This window comes from Tautonia rosea, assembly GCF_012958305.1.
In the GTDB taxonomy this organism is placed as follows: Bacteria; Planctomycetota; Planctomycetia; order Isosphaerales; family Isosphaeraceae; genus Tautonia; species Tautonia rosea.
On sequence record NZ_JABBYO010000012.1, the window covers coordinates 113524 to 130640 of the forward strand.

The 17117-nt window shown below is 63.4% G+C and carries 16 protein-coding genes; 9 read left to right on the forward strand and 7 right to left on the reverse strand.

All coding sequences use genetic code 11. The features are described from left to right. Window positions 1-136: 136 nt before the first annotated feature. The gene (ispG, locus tag HG800_RS19930) at window positions 137-1306 is read right to left on the reverse strand and encodes a flavodoxin-dependent (E)-4-hydroxy-3-methylbut-2-enyl-diphosphate synthase (RefSeq protein WP_169978769.1); all 1170 of its coding nucleotides are present in this window, start codon (window positions 1304-1306) and stop codon (window positions 137-139) included. A gap of 223 nt (window positions 1307-1529) precedes the next feature. Between ispG and HG800_RS19935 the strand changes: the two genes are divergently transcribed. Beyond that, window positions 1530-2465 carry a class I SAM-dependent methyltransferase gene (locus HG800_RS19935; protein WP_206352359.1) on the forward strand — a complete coding sequence of 312 codons (936 nt, stop codon included), beginning with the start codon at window positions 1530-1532 and terminating at the stop codon, window positions 2463-2465. A gap of 36 nt (window positions 2466-2501) precedes the next feature. After that, complete coding sequence (locus HG800_RS19940) at window positions 2502-3455, forward strand: ADP-ribosylglycohydrolase family protein (protein WP_169978772.1); 954 nt, start codon at window positions 2502-2504, stop codon at window positions 3453-3455. Window positions 3456-3556: 101 nt separating this feature from the next. Here the strand turns inward: HG800_RS19940 and HG800_RS19945 are convergent, their stop codons facing one another. The 3 genes from HG800_RS19945 to HG800_RS19955 form a co-directional block, all read right to left on the reverse strand. Continuing rightward, the gene (locus HG800_RS19945; RefSeq protein ID WP_169978774.1) at window positions 3557-4150 is read right to left on the reverse strand and encodes a hypothetical protein; all 594 of its coding nucleotides are present in this window, start codon (window positions 4148-4150) and stop codon (window positions 3557-3559) included. A 142-nt stretch (window positions 4151-4292) separates the two neighbouring features. Beyond that, window positions 4293-4769: a carboxypeptidase-like regulatory domain-containing protein gene (locus HG800_RS19950; protein ID WP_169978776.1), complete on the reverse strand. Its 477-nt coding sequence runs from the start codon at window positions 4767-4769 to the stop codon at window positions 4293-4295. A 210-nt stretch (window positions 4770-4979) separates the two neighbouring features. Beyond that, window positions 4980-6035, reverse strand: coding sequence for a DUF1559 family PulG-like putative transporter (locus HG800_RS19955; protein WP_169978778.1), 1056 nt, complete (start codon window positions 6033-6035; stop codon window positions 4980-4982). Window positions 6036-6433: 398 nt separating this feature from the next. On the opposite strand from HG800_RS19955, the gene larC reads away from it, so the two are divergent. Genes larC through HG800_RS19980 form a run of 5 tightly spaced genes read left to right on the forward strand, consistent with a single transcriptional unit; the run spans window position 6434 to window position 11664 of the window. Further along, complete coding sequence (gene larC / locus HG800_RS19960) at window positions 6434-7741, forward strand: nickel pincer cofactor biosynthesis protein LarC (protein WP_169978780.1); 1308 nt, start codon at window positions 6434-6436, stop codon at window positions 7739-7741. 27 nt (window positions 7742-7768) lie between these two features. Next, window positions 7769-8332, forward strand: a complete 564-nt coding sequence (locus HG800_RS19965) for a hypothetical protein (RefSeq protein WP_169978782.1) — start codon at window positions 7769-7771, stop codon at window positions 8330-8332. Continuing rightward, the gene (locus HG800_RS19970; RefSeq protein WP_169978784.1) at window positions 8329-8865 is read left to right on the forward strand and encodes a hypothetical protein; all 537 of its coding nucleotides are present in this window, start codon (window positions 8329-8331) and stop codon (window positions 8863-8865) included. Before HG800_RS19965 ends, HG800_RS19970 begins: the two co-directional genes overlap by 4 nt. After that, the gene (locus tag HG800_RS19975) at window positions 8862-10112 is read left to right on the forward strand and encodes a glycosyltransferase (protein ID WP_169978786.1); all 1251 of its coding nucleotides are present in this window, start codon (window positions 8862-8864) and stop codon (window positions 10110-10112) included. Before HG800_RS19970 ends, HG800_RS19975 begins: the two co-directional genes overlap by 4 nt. Before the next feature lie 52 nt (window positions 10113-10164). Beyond that, the gene (locus tag HG800_RS19980; protein WP_169978788.1) at window positions 10165-11664 is read left to right on the forward strand and encodes an aldehyde dehydrogenase family protein; all 1500 of its coding nucleotides are present in this window, start codon (window positions 10165-10167) and stop codon (window positions 11662-11664) included. A 67-nt stretch (window positions 11665-11731) separates the two neighbouring features. Here HG800_RS19980 and HG800_RS19985 read toward each other — a convergent pair whose 3' ends face one another. From HG800_RS19985 to HG800_RS19995, 3 genes are all read right to left on the reverse strand, one after another. Further along, window positions 11732-12343 (reverse strand): HAD family hydrolase, encoded by a 612-nt coding sequence (locus tag HG800_RS19985; protein WP_169978790.1) that lies wholly within the window; start codon window positions 12341-12343, stop codon window positions 11732-11734. Between the two features lie 166 nt (window positions 12344-12509). After that, entirely contained in the window at window positions 12510-13340 is an 831-nt protein-coding gene (locus HG800_RS19990) for an HD domain-containing protein (protein ID WP_169978792.1), read from the reverse strand. Window positions 13341-13490: 150 nt separating this feature from the next. After that, window positions 13491-14096, reverse strand: coding sequence for a cysteine hydrolase family protein (locus HG800_RS19995; RefSeq protein ID WP_169978794.1), 606 nt, complete (start codon window positions 14094-14096; stop codon window positions 13491-13493). Window positions 14097-14285: 189 nt separating this feature from the next. On the opposite strand from HG800_RS19995, the gene HG800_RS20000 reads away from it, so the two are divergent. Both HG800_RS20000 and HG800_RS20005 read left to right on the forward strand, forming a co-directional pair. Continuing rightward, complete coding sequence (locus HG800_RS20000; protein WP_169978796.1) at window positions 14286-15665, forward strand: DUF1501 domain-containing protein; 1380 nt, start codon at window positions 14286-14288, stop codon at window positions 15663-15665. A gap of 1192 nt (window positions 15666-16857) precedes the next feature. Beyond that, window positions 16858-17085 carry a hypothetical protein gene (locus HG800_RS20005; protein WP_169978798.1) on the forward strand — a complete coding sequence of 76 codons (228 nt, stop codon included), beginning with the start codon at window positions 16858-16860 and terminating at the stop codon, window positions 17083-17085. Window positions 17086-17117 lie beyond the last annotated feature (32 nt).

The window sequence follows — 17117 nt, forward strand, 5'->3', positions numbered from 1 at the left end:
TCGCAAACACGATCCGGCGGACGACACCCTGCCTGTCGACGATGCCCGAGGCTACGTTCGACGAGGGCGCCGGAGGCTAAACAGGAGGGAGCGGGTCTGGTGGGGGGGGCCGGACCCGCCCTCAGCCGATGACGGCTCAACCGATGACGGTCAGGGCCGACTTTTGCTGCTTCTGTTCTTGCTTCTTCAGATACGACTCCAGCGGAGGCGTGTCCTCCTCGAAGCGCATGACTTCTTCCCAAAGGGCCTCGACCATCTCGGCTTCCTTGACGTGCCGGATCGGCACGCCTCGCTTGAAGATGATCCCCTTGCCGCTCCCGGCCGCGATACCGATGTCGGCCTCCTTGGCCTCGCCGAAGCCGTTGACCAGGCAGCCGAGGATGCTGATCCGAAGCGGATGGGTCAGCCCCTTCATCCGCTCCTCGACCTCGGCGACGATCCGTTCCAGATCGATGTCAAGCCTTCCGCAGGTTGGGCAGGCGACGACCTCCGGCTCGTTGATCCGTCGGCTGGTTGCCCGAAGGATGTCGAACCCGGCCTTCACCTCCGGTACCGGGTCGCCAAGCAGGCTCACCCGGATCGTGTCGCCGATGCCCCGGAGCAGGATCGCGCCGATCCCGGCGGCGCTCTTGAGCGTCCCGTACTCCCGGGAACCGGCCTCGGTGATCCCCAGGTGGGTCGGGTAATCGCTCTTCTCGGCGAACAGGCTGTAGCACTCGACGGCCGTCGGCACGTGGCTGGCCTTGAGGCTGATGATCATCTGGTGGTAGCCGAGCGACTCGGCAATCTCGATGTGCCTCAGGGCGCTTTCGACCATCGCCTCGGGACAGGGAAAGCCGTACTTCTCGATCAGATCTTCTTCGAGGCTCCCGCTGTTGACCCCGATCCGCATTGGGACGCCTTTGTCCTTGGCCTTGCGGACGACCTCCTTGAAGCGCTCGATTCCCCCGATATTGCCGGGGTTGATCCGAATCTTATCGACCGCGCGGCGGCCCGAGGGTGTCTTGGCCTCCAGGCAGGCCAGGGCCATCCGGTAGTCGTAGTGGATGTCGGCGATCAGCGGAATCTGGATGTGGTCTCGGATCGCCTGGCAGGCTTCCACGTCCCCTTTCTTGGGCACGGTCACGCGGATGATTTCGCAGCCGGCCTCCTCCAAACGCTTGATCTGTTCCAAGGTGGCGGCGGCATCGGCCGTGTCGGTGGTGGTCATCGACTGCACCCAAATCGGGTTGTCACCGCCGACAACGTGGTCGTCGATACCCACCTCGCGGGTCTTGTGCCGCTGGACCGTGGTCGCGTAGGCCATCGCTGTGTCGCGTCCGTATCGTTCGAGGTGCTCGGGCTTTGCGCATTTTTCACGCAAAGTGTGGTTTTTCCCTGCTTATCGTAGTCAAGCGGGGCCGTGGCATCAAGATCACGCGAGCCAGGCCGGGTTGAGAACGAGTGTCGCCGGGGGATTGTTCCTCGGAATCGTCGCGACAATCATCAACGCTTTGAGTCCCGGCGTGTGAGCCGAGATTCCGCCCTGGTTGCAATCATCCGTCGAGGTCTTCCGCCCGGTGATCCCCTCCCGGCTCAAGCGTCTGTTGCTCCCGCTCTGGAACGGCGGTCACCAGCTTGCCTGGCGAGCCGGCGAGTATGCCGGGGCGATCCGCCATCGCCGATTCGATCGCTGCGCCGTCTGCGGCCGATGGGGGCCGAAACTCTACCGACGCTGGGTCATCCGTCCCGAATTGGAGCGGCGATCGGGAGTGTCTCCCCTGGCGGTCGAAGCCTGGGCGCGCAAGGAATCCTGCGACTGCCCCTTCTGTGGGGCAAAGCTCCGAGCCCGACGCATCGCCGAGGTCCTTCTCTCCCTCGACCTCCTTGGCGACCCCCCTTCCCCGGCCCGTTCCCTCCGCGACTGGGTCGCCTCTCCCAGGGCCCGCGCCCTGAGGGTGGCCGAGGTCAACGAGATTGAGGGCTTGCACACGTTCCTGCTCCAGCTTCCCCATCTCTCCTACAGCGAGTTCCGCGACGATGCCGCACCTGGTGAGGTGATCGCTGGCATCCGCTGCGAACACCTGGAGCGCCTGACCTACGCCGACGCCTCGTTCGACCTGATCCTCACCTCCGAGACCCTCGAACACATCCCCGATCTGACCGCCGCGTTGAGCGAGATCCATCGCGTTCTCCGACCCGGAGGCCGCCACGTGTTCACCGTACCGCTGTTGCCTGGCGTCCCCAAAACGTTCGCTCGCGCCAGGCTCCGCCCCGACGGCACGATCGAACACCTCGCCACGCCGGTCGCGCACCCCGGTGGCGACTGGGGCTACCCCGTCTTCTCGGAATTCGGGGCCGACCTTCCCGAGATCCTCCTCAACGCCGGTTTCGAGGTTGATCTCATGTTCGGTCCGGTCCGGAACGACGACCTCTGTCAGGTCATCATCTGTCGGAAGCCGAGGGAATCGATCATCCCGAAATGATCGTCTCATTTCTTCTGAATGCGAAGGAACTGGCCCATGCCATCCCTACCCTCTCGTGATCAGTTCCAGGGGTGTCTGATCGGACAGGCTGTTGGCGACGCCTTGGGTGCACCTTACGAAGGAATGCCTCCCGAGTTCATCGCCCAGGCTGGCCCTGCCGAGACGATTGTCACCTTCCCACCGCATCAGACCCTCCGTTACACCGACGACACCCAGATGGCGGTTGGGCTGGCCGAGACGCTCATCCGGCACGGAACCATCCGTGAAGCGGAGCTCATGGCAACCTTCGCCGCTCATTACGACGTGAACCGTCGTTACGGCTTCGGTGCCCGACGGCTCCTCCAGGCCCACCGTGACGGAGAAGATTGGCAGGCCCTGGCCGAACATCACTTTCCCGGAGGCTCCTTTGGCAACGGAGCCGCCATGCGGGCCGCACCGGTCGGCCTCTTCTTCTGCCACGACCTCGATGCCGTTGCCGATCAGGCGGCCGCCTCGGCTCGACCCACCCATCGGCACCCGCTCGGAATCGACGGCGCCCGGCTCATCGCGCTCTCCGCCGCGATGGCCGCGACGATGCACCCCTTCGACCGCTCCGGGTTCTTCGGAGAGCTGACCCGACGTTCGCAGACGGTCGAATTTCGGAACCAACTCGAACAAGCCGTCTCACTCGATCCCGACGATCCTTCCCCTCCACCCTTCGGCAATGGGATCGAGGCTCACCGATCGGTCGTCTCCTCCCTCGTGGTCTTTGCCGCCGCTCCAGACGATTTCCCGAAGGTTCTCGCCCGGGCGCTCTCGCTCGGTGGCGACGTCGACACCCTGGCCGCGATGGCCTGCGCTCTCTGCGGTGCCCGCGTCGGACTCGATCGCATCCCGATGCACCTGGTCGCCCTGCTCGAAGATGGACCCGAGGGACGAGATTTCCTCCTGAAGCTTGCTGGCCGATTGCATGCCGCGCGTGGATCCCAGTCCGCTTCAAACCGTGATTGACAGGAGCCATTTGGCCAGGAGGGACGACGGAATCCGCCCGATCGCTCGTTCCGCGGTCTCTCGTGGTCGGAGATCATCCTTTCAGAGATGCTCAATCGGGACTACCGTCCCGGACCGTCGTCCGTAGACGGACCTGGGCGAGGGTTGCCCGCGACGGGAGCTGCCTCGGTCGGAACGGTAAACTCTTCCACGGGAACCTCCTCGCCAGGAACCGGATCAGGAGGCGGGAGCAGCGGCTCCTCGATGTCGAAGTCGAAGACGTTCCCCCCTTCCGTCACAGTCACCTCGTGCGTTGCCTTGCCATGGTCGCTCCACTCAGGCGGGAGCAACTCCTTGGCTGAGAAGAGCCCATAGGGTTGTGCAAGGCCCGATTGGGAGGCCAGATCGTACACCGTTCCGTCCGTTCCCACCTTGTAGCTAATCAACACCTTGTAATTGGCCGGCGCCGCCCCGCGTCTTCCGGCGTGTTCGAGAACGTAATTCCCGGACTCGTCGGTTCCGCCGATCGCCAGTGTTCCGTTTTCTTCGGTCTGGACAAAACTCACGACGGCATTGGCCAGCGGCTCACCCTGGACAGTCACCTTGCCGATGACGGGATGAAGCTCCGGCTCGACATAGTCCGACTCACCCTGGCAGCCGACCTGCAGTGTGGCCCCGGATCCGAGGACCAGCATCATCAACCATCGAGATTGCATCGAGACGATGCTCCTTGCCCCTTCGGGCGGGATGAGGGATCGCGGCCCCTTCACAGGCAAAGGGCCGCGTGGTCGGAAAGAGTGGCGGCACCGAAGGTCGAATGGCCTGAGAGCGCGAGGTCGGCCGTCGGTGCCCACCGATTTACTTCGACTTACTGCTCGACTTGAAATCGATCTGGAAGTCCGTGGCCCCCTCGTCCGGAACCTCGACCTCGTGATCGAAATTCTGGGGTGGAATCGTTTCCTTCGTTAGCCCCATGAGCTGCTTCTCGAACGAAGCCTTCGCAAAGACCTCCGAGACTTCCACACCGCTTGGTGGGGCAATTTCCTCGGTCTTGCTCACAAGAACCCGGTATTTCCCGGGCGCCAGCCCTCGACGGCCTTTGAAGGTCATCTGGAAATTGCCGTTCGGGCCGGTCCGGTCGCTGCCCGAAGTCGCCTCCCCCTCGCTCGCAACCGGGACGAAGGCGATCTCCGCCCCTTCCAGGGGTTGGCCATCCAGCGTGACGATCCCAGCCACGGGGACCAACTTCGGACCGCCCCCACAACCGACGAGAATCAGGGCGATCGAGACCGTCACCGCCACGGCGGCGCGGACCACAATCGAACGAATGGTCATACTCGATTTCCTTGGGACCCAGGTGGTCGCTCTGGTGATGCACTGCTCTCCTCAGCCGTGACCGAAGAGAGCGAACCTCGATGGTTGAGGAACGTCCCCGATTGGCGAGAGGTCGCATCCGATCGGCCCGACCGAACCGACCTCCCGTTCGAGAAGTCGGTTCGGACGGTGATCGACGGGGACATCAAGCCGACTCCGACCGGCCCGGAATCAGTAGGCGTCAGCGCTAATCACTTCCCCACCCCGGATCGTCTGCAACGCATACCAGGTGAAGGGATTGATCGTGTCCTTGATAAATCGCACGCTCCCGTCCCCCATGCAGACGTTGATGCCTCCAGGGTGTTCGCTCGACATGACCCAGGCATACGAGCCGCGCTTGTTCTGCTCGCAGGCCAGTGTCCCGTCGCGGTTTCCCCAAGGAGCGTTGGGGGTTGAGGCCGTGGCAAGCGTCGAGGTGGGAGGCCAGACGACCAGGTGCGTCGATGTGTGAGTCCCAGCGCCCCAGTAGGGGCCAAAATAGCGGAAGCTCGCGCACCAGTTAATCGTATTGCTCGACTTCTCGCCGATCATCACCGAGTTGCTCAGCCCGTCTCGAACATCCTGCAGCCGGGTCGAGGCATCGGAATAAAACATCGCCCGGGTCGGCGGCAGATTCGGCGTCGCCGGGGTGATGCAGTTGTATTCGGTGAACTGGCCAGTGGCAGTGCCGTAGTTGCTCCGCCGGGCGTTCTGCATGTGGTACGGGCCGGTGCCTCCCACCGCGAAATTCTCGACGGTCGGCTCCTGGTCCGAAGGGCATGCGTACGAGGAGACCAGTGTGCCAACGACCGTCGTGTTCACGATCGCATTGCCCGAGAGGACCGTGAACCCGGTCGGAGCCGGCCCGTAGCCGCCCCAGGCGTCGTTCGACGACGGTTGCGAGAAGTTGTACGCGTTGAACAGCGACGCCTGCTCCACGTAGCCGAGGATCATCGAGAAGGCCGTGGTATTCAGAATCGTGGCAGTCGGATCGCCACTTACGTACGCATGTTGACAGGTGCCCGAGCGAAGCTTCGGCGGTGGCAACGCCTTGTTCGAGGATTCGTAATTATGGAGCGCGAGTCCGATCTGCTTCAGGTTATTGGTGCACTGGGCGCGACGGGCCGCCTCTCGGGCCGACTGAACAGCGGGCAGCAACAGGGCAATCAGGACGCCGATGATCGCGATCACCACGAGCAACTCAATCAGGGTGAAACCGCGACGCAAAGCGTTTCGATTTAAGGACATGAAGAACCCTCCGATGCGTGATTGTCCGTACGGATCCCGGGAGATTCTGGAGCCCGTCAGCGAGTCCCGAGATGCCAAAAGGGGAGCGAGTAACGAACGGTTCGGAGAGGAAAAAGCCTTATTTCGGGATAGGCTAGTTATCAACATGCAGAGCAAGTCGGCAGGTTTCAAGAATAATCTGTTAAAATTTTCTTTTGCAGTTAGGTCGCGACGTATTCGATCGGATTCGCCGACCTGCTCGGTTCGGTCCGACGATGACGGTACATCCACTCCGGCCAATCGCTTCAGGCGATTTCCCTCTTCGTGCTCCTGCCCCCCAGCGATCCGGCCTTGCTCAGTGGGGGGCCTCGGCTACAATCGACGGTCGCCCCGACTGGGCAAGAAAGGTGTGAGTCACGGTGCGCATTGCTTACTTCGACTGTTTCAGTGGAATCTCCGGCGATATGACCCTCGGGGCCCTCGTCGATTCGGGGGTCGACCCGCAGGCGATCGTCGGGGCCGTCCGAAAGCTCGGCCTGGAATTCGACCTGTCGTTTGAAACCGTTCGACGTTGCGGATTCCGGGCAACCTATGCGCGGGTCGTCGCCCCAGAGGAGCACGCCCATCGTCATCTCCCCGAGATCGAGGCGATGATCGACCGGGCCGAGCTGCCCCATCGCCAGTCTGATTTGGCCAAGCGCATCTTTCACCGTCTGGGAGAGGCCGAGGCCAATTCCCACGGAATCCCGATCGAACAGGTCCACTTTCACGAGGTCGGCGCGGTCGATTCCATCGTCGATATCGTCGGGGCCGCTGTCGGGCTTGACCTGCTGGGGGTGGAACGATTCCAGGCCAGTGCGATCCCTCCGGGTCGGGGGTCGGTCGTCGCGGCTCACGGCCGGATGCCCCTGCCCGCTCCCGCCACCGCTGAGCTGCTTCGGGGCGTTCCCCTCGCCGATTCTCCGGTCGAGATGGAGCTGACCACTCCCACCGGCGCGGCCATCGTTTCGACCATCTGCGAACGCTTCGGCCCCCTGCCCTCCATGACCGTTGAAACGATCGGCCTCGGCGCGGGGACCAAGGACCTTCCCGGCCAGGCGAACATGGTTCGCTTGTTCGTCGGCACGGTGGCCGATTCACCTGATGCCGACCGCATCTGGGTCCTGGAGACGAACCTTGACGACCTTCCCGGTGAGCTGGTCGGCTACACGACCGGCAAGCTGATGGAGGCCGGAGCGCTCGACGCGTTCGTCACGCCCATCTACATGAAGAAGAATCGTCCCGGCGTCATGCTCTCGGTCCTAGGCACCGAGGCGAGCCTTACCAGTCTCGAAGCGATCATCTTCCGGGAAACGACGACCCTCGGGATCCGTCGCTATCCGGTCAGCCGTCACAAGCTTCGACGCAAGGCTGCGGTCGTGGAAACTCCCCTCGGCCCGGTTCGAGGGAAGCTCGGCTGGCTTGGCGACCGTCCCCCGACCTTCAGCCCCGAATACGACGACTGCGCCCGCCTTGCCGCTGAGCAACACATCCCTCTCAAGGACGTTTACCAGATGGCCCACGAGGCACATGCGTCCTCGGGCGCAGCCCCCCTTGAGCCTCCGGTGACAGATGACGAGCCGAAACCGCATCAGAGCCACGGCCACAGTCACGACCACGGACATGGGCACGCTCATCATCACGGGGACGATCACCATCACGGCCACGATCACCACCACGACCACTGAGCAGATCATGAGGTTCGGGGCTTCGTTATGCTCACGATTGCACAGGTGATGGTTTTGCTCTTGCTTCAGGCGGTGCCGCTGGTGTTGGTCGGAGCCGTCGCGGGAGCCGTCTGGATGCGACGTCGCAAGGATCGTCACGCCGAACCTCAAGGGGATCCGATCACCCAACACCTGACCGACCTGAGCGCAGCCATCGAGCGGATCGAACAGGCCGTCTTGCGAAACCAACCCTGTCGAGATCCCTTGTCGGGAGTTCGGATCGATCAACCCGATCAACCGACCGTTCCAACCCCTTGGCATCGGGACCAGAAACCGAGGCCGAACGAGCGGATCGCCGGACCAACGTTGATCCGCGTTCCTGACCTCACCGGGCCGGGAAAGGTGGTCGGCTCGCAGGCGGAAGCCGCCAGGAAATCGCTGGCCTCGAACGACCTGGCCCAGCGCTTCGCCCGAATCTGGGCGATGGCCGATCAGGGCGCTTCGGCCGATCGGATCGCCGAGGCCACGGGTCAGCCGATCGGACAGGTGGAGCTTGTCCTGAATCTGAGGCGACGCTTGCTCGACGATCCGAACGTCGAGGTGCCCGCATGACCCGCAGTCCCCAACTCGACCCGGCGTCGGCCTCTTGCCTGGAGCAGACCCGATCAGCCGTGATGAGTGTCCTGCTGCTTGATGGTCTGCTCATCGCCGTCAGCGGCCTTCTCCTGCGTCAGCGAGGGCCGGGCATCACTCTCGTCGCTCCCGAAGAGGCATACCGCTGGTCCCATCTGATTTTGCTGATCCTGATGTTTCTGGGTTCGGCCCTGAGACTGATTGGGACGGCCCGGCCTGTCCTCGACAACCCGAGGTACAGGAGCCGATGGTTCTTCTGGTCTCACGTCGCCAGCGCCTTGCTGGGCCTGATGGCCTTGCCGGTTGGCTTTGCCTATGCCTGGGCCGTGCGTCCCCAACTCTCGGCTGTTGGCCCGTTCTGGGCGGTGGCCCTGGTGCTCGGGTTACTTGCGCTGCCTCGCCTCGACGAGATCCTTGGCTTTGATCGACCCATGCCTTCCCGTCTTCCGGCCTCTCCCGAAGACGCCGAGGACACGGACCCGTCCCGGACTTCGAGCCCGTCTCACTCATGAACCTCACCTCCACCGAGCAAACCGTTCTCTGGATCTATGCCGCGATTGTCGCGGCCTGGCCCATCCGGCATGTGGTTATCACCCTCTTCTTCCGATGGCTTGATGTGCTCGACCTCCGCTCCCCTCGGTACGAGGGTGACGATCCGCCAAGGGTCACGGCCATCATCCCCGCCAAGGACGAGGAAGAGGCCTTGCCCGCGTGCCTCGATTCGGTTCGGGCTCAGACGTATCCCAATATCTCCATTCTTCTCGTCGATGACCGCAGTACCGACGCCACTCCCGAGATTGCTCGACGAGCCGCCGAGGCCGACCCTCGGGTCCAGGTTCTGACCATCTCCGACGACCTTCCGCCCGGCTGGACGGGCAAAACCCACGCCTTGCACCTGGCCGTTCCGCAGACTGAGGGGCAGTGGCTCTGGTTCCTCGATGCTGACACCCGGCATCATCCGGAGTGCCTCTCAATCGTCATGGAATATGCCCGCAAACAGAACGCCTCGCTTGCAAGTCTGCTGCCCGAGATGCGCTGCGAATCGTTCTGGGAAAAGGTCGTCACTCCGCTCGCTGGGATCGTCCTGATGCGGACCTACCCGACGTTCACGGCCAACAACGACCGGAAGAAACTTGCCTTTGCGAACGGTCAATTCCTCCTCATTGAGCGATCCGCCTACGAGGCGGCCGGAGGGCACGAGGCGGTCCGCGATCGGTTCGTTGAGGACATCGCCCTGGCCCGTCGGGTGAAGGCACTGGGCCGATCGGTGAAGACAGCGGTCGCTCCTGAGATCAGTTCGACACGCATGTATACATCACTTTCAAGCTTGATTCGCGGTTGGAGTCGTATTCTCTACGACGCTCACGACCGCAAACCACTGCCCCTGATTGGCAAGATTCTGGAACCGTTAATCTTCAGCCAGACGGGCGACGTGGCCCTGATCGCGTCACTCGTGATGCTTGCCCTTGGTCAGACCGGGCCGTTTGCCTGGTGGCTGCTGGGACTGAGCCTGGTGCACCAGGTGCTCAAGCAATCGGTGCTTTATCGGATGTACCGGCTCAACTCACCAAAGACGGCCGGTTACGCCATGTACTACTCGCTGGCCGGAATCGTTTCCGATGTCATCATTGCCCGGTCCCTTTGGATGTGCGTGACAGGACGGGTCACCTGGCGAGGCACCTCGTACGGCGAGCAGGTCGTTTCCCCGACCGACCGATCGCCGGAAGGTGCGGTTGGCCGCTCAGAAGCATCTTCGTGATGGTACGAGGCCGATTGCACGAGACGATTCCCTCGGCTGGAGGCTCCCAACCATGACGACCTGCTTCGCAACCGATCTGATCGCTCGAAACCCGAGCAACGGCACCGAGCTGGCGCGGATTCCCGGAACGACTCCCGACCAGGTTTGTCAGAGCGTCAGTCGGGCGGCGGCGGCTCAGCGATCCTGGGCCGATCGCTCGTGGCCGGAACGCCGAGAGGCCTTGAGACGATGGCACCGAGAACTCGCTCGGCGGGCTGATGAACTGGCCGAAGCGGTCTGTGCCGAGATCGGCAAGCCGATCGGCGAGGCGATGGCCGCCGAGGTGATCCCGAGCCTCGACGCCTTGCGATGGACGATCCGAACCGCCGGCCGGGTGCTCGCTCCTCGCACCGAATCCCCCCGATGGCAACGATGGCTGTTGATGCCCCCCGCTCGAATCGAGCGGAGGACGATGGGAGTGATCGGCGTGATCGGGGCCTGGAATTATCCGATCCTGCTGAATGCGCCAGTGATTGCTCATGCGATCGCCGCGGGCAACGCGGTGGTCTGGAAACCGTCCGAACTGTCGAGCCTTTGCGGGACCTTGCTTCAGGAAACGATCGACGCCGCCAAATTGCCTGAGGGGCTGGTCACAATCGTCCAGGGAGGCCCGGAGATCGGATCGGCACTCGTCAATGCGAATGTGGCAAAGCTCATCTTCACCGGTGGGCTTCAGAATGGCCGGCGCGTGCTGGAGGCGCTGGGTTCGAACGGAATTCCAGGTGTTGTGGAGCTTTCCGGGTTCGATGCGGCGGTCGTCTTGCCCGACGCTCCCGAAGGTCGAACCATGGCCGCCTTGCGGTGGTCGAGCTTCCTTGGTGCCGGTCAGGCGTGCATGTCGGTCAAGCGGGTCTTCCTGGTCGATCGCCCGGCCGAAGCCTGGGCCGAGACGTTCGCCGGTCTGGCCGATGCGCTTCGGATCGGCGACCCGAAGCAACCCGATGTGGACCTTGGACCCTTGATCTCTGATCGGGCTCGTGACGCCGTGCACGATCAGGTCCGAGCAGCCCTTGCCGCCGGTGCTCGCGTGCTGGCGGGGGGAGGGCCGGTCGAAGGGCCGGGGTCGTTCTACCGACCGACGGTGCTGCTGGCCCATCGAGGAGACGAGGCCCCGGAACGGGCCCTCGAAGGGATCTTCGGTCCGGTCGTGATCGTTCGGGAGGTGGCGAATGATCGCGAGGCTATCGAGGCAGTCAACGCCAGTCGATTCGGCCTCTCGGCCAGCGTTTGGGGACGCAATCGCCGGAGGGCGAGGACCCTGGCCGATCAGCTCGACGTGGGAGTCGTCGGCATCAACGAGGCGACCACCTTTTTCGCCCATGCCTCGGCCCCGGCCGGAGGGGTAAAGGCGAGCGGCTTCGGTCGGGTCCACGGCGCGGAGGGATTGATCGAGATGACCTCCCCCCGCACCGTCGTGGCTCGCTCGATCAATGCGCCCCGGCCCCAGGTCTTCCCCTATTCGAACCGCCTGGAACGCGTTCTGAGGTTGTATCGACGTATCGTTCATCGCTGAATCGTTGGGTCATGGTGTCTTCAACTCATATGACTGTCTGATTCGTTGATCCATGTGAAGCCGGTGCTCACGATTCGATGCCGTGTTCCTTGAGAAATGCTCGGAGAGGTTCGACTCCGGTGTACAGGACCGCCTGGAATCCTGCGGCGAGGGCCGCCTCGACGTTCAAGGGCCGATCGTCGATAAACAGGGCTCGCGTCTTCGAGCACCCTGCGATTCCCAGAGCCGCCGAGTAGATCGCATCGTCCGGCTTGGCCAGGCCGAGATAACACGAGGTGAGAAACCCTCGGAACACCTCGTGGAGCCGGAACGTGCGGACGCGGTACTCATGCAGCTCTCGCGATTCGTTGTTCAGAGTGAACAGGTGGCACGAATCGCGTTTTGCCAGGTTCCGGACCCATTCGAGGGCATCTTCGATGGGTTGAGATTGGCTGTACATGAACTCCTGGAATTCGTCGATGGTGAAGGCTCGGGGGCGGTAAAAGACGGTTCGACGCAGGTAGGTGTCCAGGGTGATCCGGCCTGTCTCAATGGCGGTCTTCGACATCTCGTGACGAGTCTGAAACTCCTGGTAGTCGATGCCAAACTGCTGGGCGGCAAGCTTGCGGCTAGCGGTGTCAAAACCGTTCGTCAACAAGACGCCGCCGACATCGAAAAAGAGCGTGGGTTTATCGTGCATGGGAACATCCTGAAACGGGTCGCGACCCTCAACCATCGGTCGCGCGGTGTGCCTGTCGATCGGGTTGCGGGGAGGGTGGGGAGTCGCATACCACCCTCTGGTCCGACGAGGTGAGAGCGATTCAGGGATTGGACCAAGTCCATCAAGCAGCGAGGTTCAGACAGACTCACTCATCGAGATAGACTTCGTCTTCGAGCCCTTTGAGGTAAGCGAGGGCTTCCTCAACGGTTGGAACCGGGGCGCCGGGCACGCGACCGTCGCGGTCGAGTCGCCCGAGCAGGAGCAGATCTTCGAGGGCCTGTTCGTCGGCCTCGATGCCGGGGACGCGGCGGGCTCGGCCACCGGGAGCGGCGTCGATGGCGGCTCGGGCCTCGCGGTGGTGGGCGATTAGCCAACGGGTTCGATCGGGGATCGCCCCGTCGAGCGCTTCCAGGCCGGCGGCGACGTGATCGCTCAGGTCGATCGCCTTCCCGACATCGTGGAGCAAGGCGGCGAGCAGGAATTCTTCGTCGAACGGACGCTCGGCGCGGGCCAGATCGAAGACCTGAAGGCTGTGGTAGAGGGCGTCTCCCTCGGGATGGGAACGGGCACTTTGTTTGACCATTTCCAGCGGATCGAGCCTCAGCTTGTAGAGGGCGAAGCGATCGAGATGATCGGCGAGGCGGGGAGGCTCGGCGTCGGGTTCCGGTTCGGGGACGAAGGCCGATGCGCCGGCGGCCTCGGCCTCGGCCCGATCTCGGGCCAGGGTCACGACGGCCTCGCGGACTTCATGATCCGTCGGCAGATCGCCGGGCCGGATCCGCCGTCCGAGCACGGCAGCAGCCTGGCGCTTGGCGGTCGAGTAGTCTGACTCGCTCGCCTGACCGAGCGGTCCGGAACCGGCTTCGGGGGCGATCTTGGGATAGAGCCGCCGGGCGGCTTCCTGGGCGATTTGCAGACGGAGCCGGTCGTCGGCCCGGGGAGCTTGCTGACGTCGCTTGTACTTGTCCGGTCGCATGATGGGATCTCAGCGTTGGCGGGCATCTGGAGGCCGGGTCGGGCTCGTCCCGAACAACGCACTCATTATTGTAAGGCCTGGATTGTGAGACGAGGAAGCCTTTCGAGTCTCGGCCCAAGGACGGAGGGCGGTTCGTTTCGGCTCGGCGGGTTATCTCTGACCGCAAACGGCGTCTGTGGTTGTTCGTTCGACGCCCAGGCGGTCGAACTCGGCCAGGACGGTTTCCGAGGCCGACGGATCAACAGCCTCGATGGCGTCGGTTACGATGGCGACCCGATAGCCGCGGTCTCGAAGTCCCCGCACTGCGCAGGCGACGCAATAGTCGGTCGCCACCCCGTAGACCACGAAGGTTGGTTCGTTCCGACCGTACCAGGAGATGACGCGATCGGCCTCGGGGTGTGAAAAAAGGTCATACCTGCGCTTCTGAATGGTCAAATGCTCAGGAACCGATTGGGGCGGCTGGAAAGGATCATCGGGGCCGAGAACCAAGCTTGCTGGCCATTGGGTTTCCTCGATTCGGTCGGCCCCCGGAGTCCCGACGAAGCAGTGAGCGGGAAACGGTTCGGGGTCGGGCTCGTCCGGTTCGTGAGCGCACGCGGTGGCAATCACGGGAATGCCTTCGGCTCGGGCGAATGCGGTGAGGCGGGCCAGGTTGGGACGGATCGCCTCGGCTCCTTCGATAAAGAGGGAACCATCGGGATCGAGAAAGTCGCGCTGGGTGTCCACATCGACGAAAACACGAGCGAGCGGAGGCATTGGTGAGTCCCCCCGAACTGCCTTGTCGAGATCGGGCGGAGTCGCACGAGATCGGAGACAGAAGGGATCTTGGATCAGAACGAAAAGGCCGATACGATGGTGAAGATACAAAATGCAGAGGGCGTCGTCGATTCTCGGCCATAACTCGCCTTCGTCTCGACGTCGTTTCCCGTCAAAGGGCGATCGCCCATGATGCGGATGATTCCAGGACAATTTCGAACGTGCTCGCGTCGTGAACTGCTGCGAGCCGGGTCGCTTTCGTGGCTGGGCCTGGGCCTCTCGGGAGTGCTCCGGGGTCAGGCGCAGGGTTCGGGATCGACGACGTCTCGACCGATCCGAGGGGTGATTCTCGCGTTTTGCCCCGGTGGCCCGAGCCACCTGGAGACGTTCGACCCGAAGCCCGACGCACCGCTCGAAATCCGGGGCGAGTTCGACACGATCGCCACGGCGATTCCCGGGGTCCGGTTCGGCGAGCACCTGCCTAGGCTCGCTCGGGCGGTGGAGCGGATGACTCTGGTCCGGTCGATGCGGACGACCAGTCCGGTGCATGAACTGGCCGTGCATCGGCTGCTCGGCGGGGTGGACGAGGTTCCTCCGGGGACAGGAGTGGCGGCATCTCGGAAGGATCAGCCCCACCTGGGGGCCGTGCTTGCGGCGACCCAGGCGGCTCCGCAGGGCGTGCCGCATGCGGTGATCCTGCCGACGAACCTGACGTTCGAAGGTGCGGTCTTCCCTGGTCAGAACGCCGGCTTTCTTGGCCCGAGGTTCGACCCGTGGCACATCCTTGGCGATCCGACCGAGGCCGGGTTCGGTCCCGAGGCTTTGGAACTTCCCGAGGGCCTCTCGATCGATCGCCTCAATCGGCGCCGATCGCTGCTGAAGACGGTGGACGAGGCTCGCCAAGGATTGGATCGACTGGCAAACTCGACACCAATGGACGAGTTCCGCCGCCAGGCGATCGCCATCGTCACCTCGCGGACCTGCCGCGAAGCATTCGACCTGGAACGTGAAGACCCTCGTGCCCGCGACCGATACGGCCGGACCCTGATGGGTCAGGGGTTGCTGCTCGGCCGTCGCCTGGTCGAGGCCGGGGTGCCGCTCGTGCAGGTGAACCTGGGAGAGTCGAACGTCTGGGATACGCATGAGAAGAATTTTGAACGTCATCGCGACATCCTCTGCCCTCCGTTTGACCTTGCTGTCTCTGCCCTGGTCGAAGACCTGGATGCGAGGGGTCTGAGCGACGAGGTTCTGGTGATCGTGACCGGCGAGTTTGGCCGCACCCCCCGAATCGGCCAGCCGATCAAAGGGGGGGCTGGTGCTAAACCGGACGGTCGGGACCACTGGCCAAGCGTCTTCAGTTCGCTTGCATTCGGCGCGGGGGTCGGTCGGGGCCAGGTCCTCGGCGCGAGCGATCGGCTCGCCTCGTTCCCGACGACCGAATCGTTTACTCCAGCCGACCTTGGAGCGACAATCCTCGAGGCTCTCGGAATCGACCCGACGATCGAGATCCACGACCCCCTCGGCCGCCCCTTGCCGATCAACCGCGGTCGGCCGATCCCCTGGTCGTGATCGGCGGAGAGGGAAGGGAACACCAGGCCGTTTCGCATCTCGTTGCCGAGGTGGACCGGCAACGCCACTGTCGCACGGTCGAGGCGGTGCGACAGTGGCCGGTGCGCCCATTGCTCGATGGTTATTTTGACGAAAACGTCTGTGGAATCACGGTTTGCGGAGTTCCTAATGGGTTCGCTCCGGGCACTGTCGCATCGACGGGGAGACCGAGTTGACAGTTTGGACAGTTCCTCGCCTATTTTTCGGCGCAGCCAACACCTGGGACTGCGAGCGGTTACGTCGAGACAACGCCGAAGTTCGGCGCCGAAAACTGTCAACCCGGACCCAGCGTGCAACAGCCCGAATGCGACAGTGCCTTCGCTCCGTCGCGGTGCGCACCGGGGAATCGCGGGGAGCCAGCGATGGTCAACGGGCATGGAGGACGGTCGAGGAATGCCGAAGCCGGCGCGGGTCTGGAGCGGTCGGATGCATAGCTGGTCCTGGGGAGGTGCGCTGGGTCGTTGGGCAGTTGAACGGATAGAACGCCTGTTCCGAAAAGAGGTTACGTAATTGAGCACGGGTTCGTTTCGGTGCTGATCGTGCCTGGCAATGGCTTCGTCTCGTCGCGAGTCGGACGCGGGGATGGGTTCGTTTCGTTGGATCGCAGGCTCCACATGGGGTTCGTTTCGCAAGCGTCGCATCACGGGAGCAACGCGGGGCCAAGGGTGGAGACCGCTGGGAGAACGAACGCGGCTCGAGGTAGAGAGCGAGGTGAGCGATTCGGGCGTCGATGCGTGCACGGAGAGCGGGGATCGAGGATCGATCGAAGGGAGGGCGGGAGGAACGTGAGGCTCGTAGATCGGCACGATGAACTCAGCGTGAGAAGGGAACAGGAGGGGGCAAGCGATTCGCCCGACTCTTGAAATCATCAGGTCGAGAGCGAGGTTTAGTCACACAATCTGGACGATTGAGCGGAACAGGGAGGAAGATGACGGGAATGATGACCCAAAGGGAGGAAGGGGTGAGGCAGCTCGATCGAGTCGGGGCGTTGCGGAGGAGTTCGAGGTTCGATGCTGGCCGGTCGGCGGTACGACCGTTACAATAGGCGCGATCGGATCGGACTCCGGATGGATAGGGGACGTTGGGCCGATGATCGGCGACACGATGGTCCCTTCTCGTCTACTGAGCCTTGCACCGACGGAGCGTGTCAATCATGTCGAAGCTTCGCCTGCTCAAGACCGGCCACGGTGACCTCTGCCTCGCCGAATGGGATGTTGCTCAGCCCGACAGTATCAGCGATGCCGAGCGAGCCTTCGCAGAACACTTCACTCCCGGCCGTATGGCCTTCCGGCTCGATGGACCGGGCAAGACCACACCGATCCGGGAGTTTGACGCCTCGGCGCCGGAGATCCTGCTCGTGCCGGCGATCCAAGGGGGATGAGTGATCGGCATTGAGGAAGGAGCCTTGAGCGA

Coding starts and splice junctions, on each gene's coding strand:
- HG800_RS19940 (WP_169978772.1), top strand. CDS start 2,502: ATGCCATCCCTACCCTCTCGTGATCAGTTCCAGGGGTGTCTGATCGGA.
- HG800_RS19980 (WP_169978788.1), top strand. CDS start 10,165: ATGACGACCTGCTTCGCAACCGATCTGATCGCTCGAAACCCGAGCAAC.
- HG800_RS19970 (WP_169978784.1), top strand. CDS start 8,329: ATGACCCGCAGTCCCCAACTCGACCCGGCGTCGGCCTCTTGCCTGGAG.
- HG800_RS19950 (WP_169978776.1), bottom strand. CDS start 4,769: ATGACCATTCGTTCGATTGTGGTCCGCGCCGCCGTGGCGGTGACGGTC.
- HG800_RS19975 (WP_169978786.1), top strand. CDS start 8,862: ATGAACCTCACCTCCACCGAGCAAACCGTTCTCTGGATCTATGCCGCG.
- ispG (WP_169978769.1), bottom strand. CDS start 1,306: ATGGCCTACGCGACCACGGTCCAGCGGCACAAGACCCGCGAGGTGGGT.
- HG800_RS19985 (WP_169978790.1), bottom strand. CDS start 12,343: ATGCACGATAAACCCACGCTCTTTTTCGATGTCGGCGGCGTCTTGTTG.
- HG800_RS20000 (WP_169978796.1), top strand. CDS start 14,286: ATGATGCGGATGATTCCAGGACAATTTCGAACGTGCTCGCGTCGTGAA.
- HG800_RS19945 (WP_169978774.1), bottom strand. CDS start 4,150: ATGCAATCTCGATGGTTGATGATGCTGGTCCTCGGATCCGGGGCCACA.
- HG800_RS19955 (WP_169978778.1), bottom strand. CDS start 6,035: ATGTCCTTAAATCGAAACGCTTTGCGTCGCGGTTTCACCCTGATTGAG.
- HG800_RS19990 (WP_169978792.1), bottom strand. CDS start 13,340: ATGCGACCGGACAAGTACAAGCGACGTCAGCAAGCTCCCCGGGCCGAC.
- HG800_RS20005 (WP_169978798.1), top strand. CDS start 16,858: ATGTCGAAGCTTCGCCTGCTCAAGACCGGCCACGGTGACCTCTGCCTC.
- HG800_RS19995 (WP_169978794.1), bottom strand. CDS start 14,096: ATGCCTCCGCTCGCTCGTGTTTTCGTCGATGTGGACACCCAGCGCGAC.
- HG800_RS19965 (WP_169978782.1), top strand. CDS start 7,769: ATGCTCACGATTGCACAGGTGATGGTTTTGCTCTTGCTTCAGGCGGTG.